The following is a 10537-nucleotide window of genomic DNA, read 5'->3' as shown; positions in this document are numbered from 1 at the left end:
GAAGGGGAAGAGTGGCGTAATCCCGCGCTCATCGTAATAGCGGTAGCCAACAAAGACCCCCTCCGAATAGTCCGCCTGATCGTTAATGCCCGGATATTGCGCCGGCGTACTGGCCGGCAGATCGCTGGCCGAGCGCGGGAAAGTCATCGGCAGCTTCCCCGACGGATTAACATCGCCAAAGAGCACCGCCGCAATGGCGTTCCCATCCTCCTGGCCCGGATACCAGGCCTCCAACAGCGCCGGCACCTGGTCCACCCACGGCATCAGCACCGGCCCACCCGTATTGAGCACCACAATCGTCCGCGGGTTAGCCTGAGCGACCGCCTCAATCAGTTGATCCTGAGCCCCCGGCAGCTCCAGGCTGCTGCGGTCGGAGCCTTCCGACTCCACATCGTTGACAAAGACAATGGCCACATCCGAGCTTCGCGCCAGCTCCACGGCCTGCGAGAGAAGCGCATTCTCCTGGCCCGGAATGCTCCAGCCCAGGGCCACATTGCTCGCGCCACCATTCTGATAGTACTCCACGCGAATGGCGTAAGGCTGGCCTGCCGTCAACTGGATGGTGGCCGTCTCAGTGGTCGTCGCCTGATCGCGCCAGTTATCGATCAAGAGCTGGTTATTAATGTAGAGCCGGCTGCCATCGTCGCTTGTCAGAGAGAACGTGTACGTCCCGCTCACCGGCGGCGTCAGCGTCCCCGTCCAGCGCGCCGACCACTGCGTGGCTGGCACGCCCGGCCCCGGCGACTGCCCGTTCCAATCGAAATTGATCTGGCTGTCGACGCGCGTCAGCACCGGGCTACCGGAGAGCGTCATATTGGTAAAGTATTCACCCAGCAGGCCCTGCCCGCTGCCCGAAGGCGGCGTCAGATACTGAGCCTCGATCGGCGGCAACGTCCCCGTCGTCGTAATCCCCTGGGCGTAGCGCACCGTCACACCGCTCCCGGCGCGCTGCGTAATCCCCTGCAGCGGCGTCACCACATAGGGCGGGATCACATGCGCGCTGCCGCCGCCCGTCGCCTGGGGAGCGACTGAGGCAGCGGGACCGATCACCGCAATGGAGTGGATCTTGCTCGGATCGAGCGGCAGCAACTGACCGTCGTTCTTCAGCAGAACCGTGCCGGCCTCGGCGGCCTGGCGGGCCAACTGCGCATGTTGGGCGTTGGTCACCGTCGCCTTCGGGCTACCGGTCGTCGGATAATCGAAGAGGCCAATCGCGAACATCGTGCGCAAGATACGATGCACCGCCTCATCGATCGTGGCCATGCTCACCTGCCCGTTGAGTACCGCCTGCTTGAGGGCGTTGCCGAAGTAGGTGCTGTCCGGCATCTCCATATCGAGGCCCGCCGTGATGGCCGGTACCGTGCTGTGAGTCGCCCCCCAATCCGACATCACAAAGCCCGGAAAGCCGAAGGTTCCCTTGAGCGTCGTAGCGAGCAGATAGGGATTCTCGCAGGCGTAGACGTTGTTGACCTTATTGTAGGAGCACATCACTGCGCCGACGCCTGCCTCTTTGACGGCGTACTCGAAGGCAGTCAGATAGATCTCATGCAAGGTGCGCTCATCGACATTGGCGCTCACCGTCGTGCGGTGGTACTCCTGATTATTGGCCGCATAGTGCTTGACGGTCGCGATGACGTGCTGGCTCTGGATGCCCTCAATATCGGCGCTGGCCAGCATCGCCGTCAGATAGGGGTCCTCGCCCAGCGTCTCGAAACTGCGGCCCCATTGCGGATTGCGCAAAATATTGACCGTCGGCGCCAGGGCCACATTGGCCCCTTTGCCCCACTCCTCGCTGCCAAGGGCCTGGCCGTACTGGCGCATCAAACTCGTATCCCAGCTTGCAGCCAGCGCCTCGGGCGCCGGGAAGGCAGTCACACCCGTCATCCCATCGGCGACCCCGGCGGGACCGTCCTCCAGGCCGAGGGCCGGAATGCCCAGGCGCGTATTGGCCGGAATGTAGCCCACATAGCTGCCACCGGACCAGCCATGCAGCAGAGCGAGCTTTTCATCAAGCGTCATCTGAGCCAGCAGCAGATCAGCCCGTCGGTCGGGCGAAAGGGAGCGGTTCATCCAGGGGCGCGCCGTGGCGGCGGTGGTCCGCGCCTGCGCTCCTGGCACAGCGGGGGAGAGGCTCCCCAAACCGAGCAAGAGCAGCGTTAGCAGCAGGATCAGCAGCGTTCTGGGCGCCGTCTTGGCGCCACATAGCGGTCCAAGGTATCGCATCTAGCACGCTCCTTCGTCGGCACACTGAGCCAGAGAAGAGAAGACACTCAGCCTTGCGTGCTCTGGCACCCTTGTCGATCAGCCAAACCCACGCCTGTGAGCCGCGACAGCGCGGCGGCGACAGGCGACAGGCGAGAGGATGAAGGCCTTGCGTTCCGGGGCGAGACAGAGAGCGCAGGCCCCTCCGCCCAGATTCCTGTGCCTGCCGTGCCGACGTGGTACCGAACCGTGTGTTCCCGGGCAATCCCCCATTGCCCGGGCAGCGGCAGGACCCATCAGAGGAGACGGGACGCAGCGGAGGCAAGCGCCAGGGTCCTGCCCTCACCCTCCTCTCTTGCATAAAGCATGCCTATCACTGTGCTCTGCCATACGAATGCCCCTCTCGGCGACCGCAATCCACTTTTGTCCTTCGGAGTGTGTTACACAGGAAAACTCTGTGCTACACTGAAACCTGTACCTGCTCTGTTTCAATGTTCCGCCGAAAAGCTCCACAAAAAGCTCCTGTGGCAATGAAAGCCCTCTTCCGCACAGACCAGCGATCCCAGGCGGCCCGCTCTCGCCCGTCCTGATCGCGCCCGCATCAGCAACTGTCACGCCTCCCTCTTATCCAAGTCTCTGCCCTGAGCCACTTGCCTCGCCGCGCCACCAAAAGAGCGGCGGAGAGGAAGACCCAGGTAAGCCTTCCTCCCCGCCGCGCAAAGCAGAAGCCGAAGCGCCTCAGAGAGCACCGTATGAATGAGCAAGCGGACAACAGCAAGAGCGATCAGAGCACTATGCCGCCTGCGCTTACTCCGCCTCGCTGGGCACGCGCACCGCCTCGCCCTTAGTCTCAGCCGTCCCGGACTTCGTCAAACCGCGGGCCTCCAAGACCTTGCCGATCGTAAAGTCGTAGATGAAGGCGCCGACCACGCCACCCAGCAAGGGGGCCACGATCGGAATCCAGAAGTAGTAATTATTGGCCGACAGGCTGGCCCCACCGCTCACGAGCGCGATCCACAGGCGGGGACCGAAGTCGCGGGCCGGGTTAATCGCATAGCCCGTATTCAGACCGAAGGAAGCGCCGATCGCCACCACCAAGAGGCCGATAATCAGCGGATTCAGGTTCGCCTGCACCGGCTGATTGCGCCCGTCGGTGATCGCGAAGATCAGGCCCACCAGCAGAGCCGTCCCCACGAACTCATCGCAGAAGGCCCCGAACGTCCCCACGAACGGCTTAGGAGACGTATAGAACACGCCGCCGTAGCCATTGGGATCGGCGATCTGCCCGATGGTCAAATGATTGAGCGCCAGGGCATGCACCAGCGCCCCTTGATAGACGAAGTAGAGAATAGCAGCAGCGACAAAGCCACCGAGCACCTGCGCGACCCAATAAGGCACCACCTTACCCCAGTCGAACTTACCGCGGACAGCCAGCGCCAGCGTCACCGCCGGATTCAGGTGAGCGCCGCTGATTGCCCCAGCCACATAGATACCCAGCATCACCGCCAGGCCCCACCCCAGAATAATGACGATCCACTCATTAGCGAAGGGCGTCGCCGCATTGTTCGCCCCAATATTCGTAAAGAGAGCGAACGTAGCCACGCAGCCATCGCCGAAGAGCAAGAGGATCATCGTGCCGAAGAACTCGGCGATACATTCTCCCCACAGGCCCGCAAGCGCTGAGGGCCTGCTTGTAAATTGACGGGCCATTGATCCAAACTCCTTTGTCACTCAGAGAGATAATGAAGAAGAAGCAAGACAAGCCTGAACAAGACAGACACCAGACCATCCGCCGCGGAGCGGGGCGCAAGCGTGGGCGCGGGCGGCAAGCGTACCCGGCGGATGGCTGGACAGCGGGCAAGCAGCAACCCGGGGGTCTGACGAGACGACCGCTTGCCCGCCGCGTGGCAGAGGGACCCGAGCCGAAGCCCAGCGGCTAGGCCGAAGCGGGCCGCTCCCACTGCAGCGAGCGCTCCACCGCCCGTTTCCAGCCGGCGTAGAGCGCATCGCGCTGATCGGCGCTCATCTGCGGCTCAAAAGTCCGATCGACTGCCCACTGCTCAGCGACCTCCTGCTGGCTGCTCCAGAAGCCGGTTGCCAGGCCAGCCAGATAGGCAGCCCCCAGAGCCGTTGTCTCGGCCACCTTCGGGCGCTGCACAGGCACCCCCAGAATATCGGCCTGGAACTGCATCAGCAGATTATTGACCACGGCGCCGCCGTCGACGCGCAGCGCCTTCACGCGCACACCGCTATCTGCCGTCATCGCCTCCAACACATCGCGCGTCTGATAGCACATCGATTCCAGCGTCGCGCGAGCAATATGCGCGATGCTCGACCCGCGTGTCAGGCCCACAATGGTCCCGCGCGCATAGGGGTCCCAATAAGGGGCGCCCAGGCCGACGAAGGCCGGCACCAGATAGACGCCACCATTATCGGGCACCGACATCGCCAATTGCTCCACATCGCTGCTCGACGCGATAGCGCGTAGCCCATCGCGCAACCACTGTACCGCGGCACCCGTAATGAAGATACTCCCCTCAAGGGCGTAAGTCGTCTGGCCATTGATGCGCCAGGCGATCGTCGTCAGCAGACCATTCTTAGAGGCCACCCCGCGGTCGCCGGTATTCATCAGCATAAAGCTGCCGGTGCCGTACGTATTCTTGGCCATCCCGACCTCGAAGCAGGCCTGACCGAAAGTCGCCGCCTGCTGGTCGCCGGCCACGCCGGCGATCTTGATCGGCCCGCCGAAGAACTCAGGATCGGTCTCGCCATAGACCGTGCTGGAGGGCATCACCTGGGGCAGCATAGCGCGCGGAACGCCCAGCTCCTTGAGGATCACATCATCCCAGTCGCCCGTGTAGATGTTGTAGAGCATCGTGCGCGAGGCGTTGGTGGCATCGGTCACGTGGACGCGGCCCTTGGTGAGGCGCCAGATCAGGAAGGTATCGACATTGCCAAAGAGCACCTCACCGCGCTCCGCCTTCTCACGCACGCCGGGCACATTATCCAGAATCCATTTGACCTTTGTGCCCGAGAAATAGGCATCGGTCACCAGCCCGGTCCGCTGGCGGATCTCGCTGTCAAAGCCCTTGGCCTTCAGCTCATCGCAGATAGGAGCGGTCAAGCGGCTCTGCCAGACGATGGCGTTAAACACTGGCTTGCCGGTGGCCTTCTCCCAGACAAGGGTCGTCTCGCGCTGGTTGGTGATGCCGATGGCGGCGATATCGGCGGCACTGGCCCCGGCCTTGTGCAGGGCCTCCTGGGCGACACTGAGCTGACTGGACCAGATGGCCTCGGGATCGTGCTCGACCAGCCCCGGGGCCGGATAGATCTGTGGAAATTCTTTCTGTGCGAGGCTGACGACAGCGCCGTCGTGGTTAAAGACGATGGCGCGCGAACTGGTGGTGCCCTGGTCAAGGGCGAGGACGTACTTCGCCATAGGTAGACAAGCCCTTTCTTGTTGCTGTGACGTCTTCCGTTGTCCAAAGGCGATTGGCCAACCTGGACGCCGCACCGCTCTCGCCGCGGAACGGACTGCCGCGTCCAGGGAGTCCGGAGATGTCCGGGCACACTACCCGCCCGCAGAACCTATCGCCAGGCTGGCTCACTCGTGCCAGGCAACGGCGGCGGGCAGGCTGGCCGCTGGGCCACAAAACGACTGGCAACACTGCCATTGGCCCTGGCTTCGCCCAACCTGTGCTGCTACCCACCTGCTCCTGTCTTGACGTGGCAGGTCCCCTTTGTCGGGTAGGCCTCTCACCCGTCCGTTTGCTTGCTTGCGGACCGGCTCGCTCCGCTTGCCTCCCTGAGCGGACGGCGCCCTCCGTGCCAGACGCCCCCGCCATTGCTGGCGCCCTCCTCGGAAATCGATTGTTAATCGAAGGGGCAGCGTCACCAGTGACGGGCAGACTCTACCGGCCAGGAGCAAAAGAAAAAAGTCCCAAGCCGTGTTGTTCACACTGGCTCAGGACTTTTCAGTTCACTGTCCTGTCAAGTTCTATATTTAGTTGTCTTGCGGTTGCTACAATGGTAGCAGCACAGGCCGGCTAATGACCCGTGCCTTGCTTATAATATAGTTAACCCACCCTGCTTTGTCAAGTACCGAATTGCCGACGGCCCGTGCGCGGGTCCGATCTGTTAATGGCTCTGCCTGGCTAACCAGCGCGGAGGGGGGAGCTACCAGCTCATAAGCGGGTGAGCAGCGCTCGCCCGGCCTCAAAACGGCTCCTGGCTAGACAAAGCGGCTGTGCTCTGGCTATAATAAAAAACGAGAGATGTTCCAGTAGATTACCGCTAGAACTGGTTGAGGGACGGCCCTCTTGTTACAGCGAGGCGTGTACACGCAAGCAGCTCTGGAAATCATGCGTCTGGCGCGCCGTTACCCTGTAGCGGCGGCGCTCAAATCCGAGGAAGACATGCGCCTTGCCCTGGAGGCGGATGCTCCCTTGCTCTTCCTTCTCAAAGGGGATGCCTTTCAGCTTGCACCCTTTGTCGAAGAAGCGCGGCGCCGGGGGAAGCGCGTCGTCGTGCATGTCGATCTTGTCAGCGGCATCGGCAAGGACCGCGCCGGCATTCAGTATCTGCACCAAATCGGCATCGATGCCATCATCACCAGCAAGTCGCAACTGGTGACGGCGGCGCGTGCCGAGGGGCTTATCACCATTCAGCGCCTGCTCCTGCTTGACGACTCCGGCCTCGAAAAGGGGGTCCGTACCATCGCCCATGCTGGCCCTGATCTCGTTGAGGTCCTGCCAGGCATCATGTTCCCCGAAGTGGCTGCCACTCTGCGGCGTCTCCTGCCTGGACCTTTCATTGCCGGTGGCTTCATCCGCACTGCCGAAGATGTTGCCCGTGTTCAGCAGGCCGGGGCCATCCTCAGCAGCAGCAGCACCTACAGCCTTTGGCGCAACCTCTCCCTGGCCTGAGTCAGGCGAGCAACCTCGGCACTCCCTCTGCTCTCCTGTGCCAGGCTCTCTCTGTCCCTGCAGCGTCATAGAGGCCGTGAGCCTGCCGAAGAAAAAGGGGCGAGCAGCGAACAGCACGCCAGGCACTTAAGAGTAAAAGCCTGACCTGCTTGCTGCTGCCGATGATGATATCGCTACGGCAGCGGCAGCGGTTGCTTGTCGCCGTTTCCAATCTTCAAGGACCAGCCAGAAGAAGAAAAGGACGATGGGCAGAGGCAAACCGTTGATGTCGATGAGCACTTTGTTCCCCCAGAAATTTTTCTGACGAATGGTGCCCACGACCTCACCGTTATGCTCCAGGAGAAAGGTCTCACTTTTCCACTGCGATTGTGGACGCAATCTATAAGGCTGACCCGCATAGTAAGCGTCAATGTGACTCTTGGACCAGTAGGTCTGAGCCTGTGCCAGGGGCGTACCATCCGCCTGGCAGATAGCAAACGGCCCTCCCCAGCCGAGACGCTGTATGGTATAGGTCTGGCCTTCCGTTGTGGTGATGACGGTCTCTGGGCGAAAGAACCTTTTCTGGATCTCAGCAAGCTCCTGCCCATCCTGACGAATGACATAGTTCATACTCGAATACCAGTGGCGTGGTGCGGCTTCTAGCATTGGAGTTGCTCCTTTGCCGGATTACCCTTGAAACGTGCCTGTCAACAGTCTCGTCTTGCAAGAAGCGAAGTTCATCTATCTATGAGCCGCGCTTGATTCGCTCGCATTGTGCACGGCCCGACGCTAGCGTACGTAGTTCAGCTCAGTATGCCAGGTAGTGATGACCAGCCAGAACACAAAGAGGACTATCGGCAGAGGCAGAGCGGGCAAGCCAATGACGGCTGGCCGCATCCACAGGAACCAGAGGCCCCGCGGGCGGATCACCCCAGGGGGGACACCCTTGCTCTCCAGCAGGTAGGTCATGGTCAGCGATCGCTCGCATTCCAGGCGATGGCTTTGCTCGTGCTCAACAGAGACGATGGACCAGCGGCACCCAGGCCACAGGCCCCGCGCCCCCGCGCCTGCCCCCTCAAGGAGCCAATTGCTCTCGCATAGATAAGTTTTGACCGGGCCAAAGCTCCCATGACCACACAGACCTGTGCCTCCAATGACCGTCGGACCATCCACCTAACAGGAGAGCGTGGGACCGATCTCTGTCAAGAGTGGGCTATCCTGCAAGCAAAGACGATATCTCTTCGACCAACACGCGCGTGGAACCGCTGCGACGAGCATGACTCAGACTGCTCTCTGCCAGCCTGGAAGACAGCTCAACGCTGCCTTCAGACTCTCTCTTGCTGGCCTGTCAGGCTGTTACCCGCTGCCAGCGGCTTTGCTGCCTGCTCGGCCTCAGGCGGCCATGCGCATGGTCCGGCTAAACAGCAAAGCCGCAGCTCTTTGCAGGTCAATTAGCGTTCATTGCGAATCCTTGAGTTTCTCTCCTGTTTTGAGGATAGACTCCACAACACACTCTTGTCAAGAGAATGAAGTATCAAATCTGAGCTAAAGCAAGCGCTGTACGACAAAAAGCACATCCTGTCCGGCCTGCACCCTGCCGCTGGCGCGGCGGGTTAGGGTCCCATTGCCAGTGAAGACCACCGGGCTAAGCAAACTCTTGCCCTGGGCGGCGATGCGGGCGCGATCAAAGCCTACCAGCGGCGTCCCAGCCTGGACACGGTCGCCCTCCTGTGCCAGCACAGTAAAGCCATCGCCGGCCAGTTCTACCGTATCGAGACCAAGATGCACGATGACGGCGGCCTCCTCTTCTCGGCCTTCGGGGCCGGCGGCGATCACGAAGGCATGGCCGCCCGGAAAGAGACGGAGCAATCTACCACTGATCGGAGCGACAGCCACGCTGCCCCGTGGCTCGATGGCCAGGCCATCGCCGACCATTTTCTGCGCAAAAACCTCATCAGGCACCTGCTCCAACGGCACCACCTGGCCGTCAAGCGGGGCCAGAATCACCAATTCATTCGTATGCATAGACATGCTCCTTTGTGGTTTTGTGCGACTGGCCAGGAGCCGGGCGAAGAGCGGGCAGCACTTGAGAAAAGGCTGCCCGCCTGCCGAGAGATGCGCCAGGCTCTCACTGGGCTTGCGCACCTGGTCTGTTCCTGGCTATCCTACCTGTCTCACCTCCGCCCCTGGATCTCATCCTGCGACGCGGGGGGAACAGCCGCCTGCTCCCGTTGGCGGTCGCTCTGCTTCATGAGCTGTTTCATGCGGCTGGCGAGGCGATCGGACTGGGTGCCCATGACTACCTGGACAATCTTGCCGTGTCGGATGACGCCGGCGGCGCCCAGGCTTCTGAGGCGCGCCTCATCGATGCGTCCTGGCTCGCTGATAAAGAGACGCAGGCGTGTAATGCAGCCCTCAACGCTCTCAACGTTCTCCTGGCCACCCAGGGCGGCCAGCAGCTCTGCTGCCAGGCGCTCATCAGCATCGCCGGCTGTGCTCACACGCTCCGGCGCCGCCGCTCCCGCAGTTGCCTCTCCCGAACGAGGACCACGCTGGCTCTCGGGCAGAATCCAATCGCTGCGGCTATCGGTGGTCGTGCCGCCGCGTCCCGGCGTCGCCAGGTTAAAGCGCTCAATGCAGAAGCTAAAGATACAATAATACACGACAGCGTAGATCAGCCCAATCAGCAGGAGCAGCAGCGGCTGACTGGTATTGGCCTTGCTGAAATTGATGAGGTAGTCAATCAAGCCAGCGGAGAAAGTAAAGCCGATGCGGATACCCAGAATGGTGCAGATGGCCAGAGCTGTGCCGGTGAGCACCGCATGGATCAGAAAGAGCACGGGAGCCACAAAGAGGAAAGCGAACTCAATAGGCTCGGTTACGCCCGTCAGAAACGAGGTCAGAGCGGCAGAGAGCAGGATACCGGCGGCGACGCGTGGATACTGGGCGCGGCGAATCATCGCCAGACAGGCTGCCGGCAGGCCGAACATCATGACGGGGAAGAAACCGGCCATGAAGTTACCCGCCGTTGGGTCGCCAGCGAAATAGCGGTTAAGGTCGCCGGTCACGACGCCGTGGGCTGTATGATAAGTGCCGAGCTGGAACCAGACGTAGGTATTGAGCACATGATGCAGGCCGAAGGGGATCAGTAGCCGGTTGAGGCAACCGTAGAGGCCGGTCCCGATGGGTCCGAGGGCGACGATGCCCTGCCCGGCGGCGTTGATGGCCCCTTGGATCGGTGGCCAGATCAGGCCGAAGAGAGCGCCGAGCACCAGTGTCACCAGAGCGGTGATGATGGGGACAAAGCGCTTGCCCCCAAAGAAGGCCAGATAGTCAGGCAGGCGAATATCGTGGAAGCGCCGGTAGAGACCAGCGGTGACCAGGCCGACAATGATGCCGGAGAAGACTCCCATGGAGATCGAGGGATCAGG

At 61.7% G+C, this 10537-nt stretch carries 8 protein-coding genes; 1 reads left to right on the top strand and 7 read right to left on the bottom strand.

Annotation, left to right across the window (positions count from 1 at the left end):
• The 3 genes from IRZ24_RS11330 to glpK form a co-directional block, all read right to left on the bottom strand.
• A partial coding sequence (locus IRZ24_RS11330; protein WP_297164082.1) for a glycoside hydrolase family 3 C-terminal domain-containing protein occupies positions 1 to 2223 on the bottom strand: 2223 nt, incomplete at its 3' end.
• Between the two features lie 786 nt (positions 2224 to 3009).
• On the bottom strand, positions 3010 to 3912 hold the full coding sequence (locus IRZ24_RS11325; RefSeq protein WP_297164079.1) for an MIP family channel protein: 903 nt from the start codon (positions 3910 to 3912) through the stop codon (positions 3010 to 3012).
• 226 nt (positions 3913 to 4138) lie between these two features.
• Positions 4139 to 5641, bottom strand: coding sequence for a glycerol kinase GlpK (glpK, locus tag IRZ24_RS11320; RefSeq protein ID WP_297164076.1), 1503 nt, complete (start codon positions 5639 to 5641; stop codon positions 4139 to 4141).
• Between the two features lie 922 nt (positions 5642 to 6563).
• On the opposite strand from glpK, the gene IRZ24_RS11315 reads away from it, so the two are divergent.
• A complete protein-coding gene (locus IRZ24_RS11315; RefSeq protein ID WP_297164073.1) occupies positions 6564 to 7127 on the top strand; it encodes a glycerol-3-phosphate responsive antiterminator in 564 nt (187 codons plus the stop codon).
• A 126-nt stretch (positions 7128 to 7253) separates the two neighbouring features.
• Here IRZ24_RS11315 and IRZ24_RS11310 read toward each other — a convergent pair whose 3' ends face one another.
• From IRZ24_RS11310 to IRZ24_RS11295, 4 genes are all read right to left on the bottom strand, one after another.
• Positions 7254 to 7772 carry a hypothetical protein gene (locus IRZ24_RS11310; protein WP_297164069.1) on the bottom strand — a complete coding sequence of 173 codons (519 nt, stop codon included), beginning with the start codon at positions 7770 to 7772 and terminating at the stop codon, positions 7254 to 7256.
• A 123-nt stretch (positions 7773 to 7895) separates the two neighbouring features.
• The gene (locus IRZ24_RS11305) at positions 7896 to 8279 is read right to left on the bottom strand and encodes a hypothetical protein (protein ID WP_297164066.1); all 384 of its coding nucleotides are present in this window, start codon (positions 8277 to 8279) and stop codon (positions 7896 to 7898) included.
• Positions 8280 to 8651: 372 nt separating this feature from the next.
• Entirely contained in the window at positions 8652 to 9131 is a 480-nt protein-coding gene (locus IRZ24_RS11300) for a PTS glucose transporter subunit IIA (protein ID WP_297164063.1), read from the bottom strand.
• Between the two features lie 149 nt (positions 9132 to 9280).
• Positions 9281 to 10537, bottom strand: a 1257-nt coding sequence (locus tag IRZ24_RS11295) for a PTS transporter subunit EIIC (RefSeq protein ID WP_297164060.1), incomplete at its 5' end; no start/stop codon positions are given.

The organism is Thermogemmatispora sp., assembly GCF_019683755.1.
Lineage (GTDB): Bacteria > Chloroflexota > Ktedonobacteria > Ktedonobacterales > Ktedonobacteraceae > Thermogemmatispora.
This window is presented reverse-complemented; position numbering and strand designations above follow the sequence as displayed.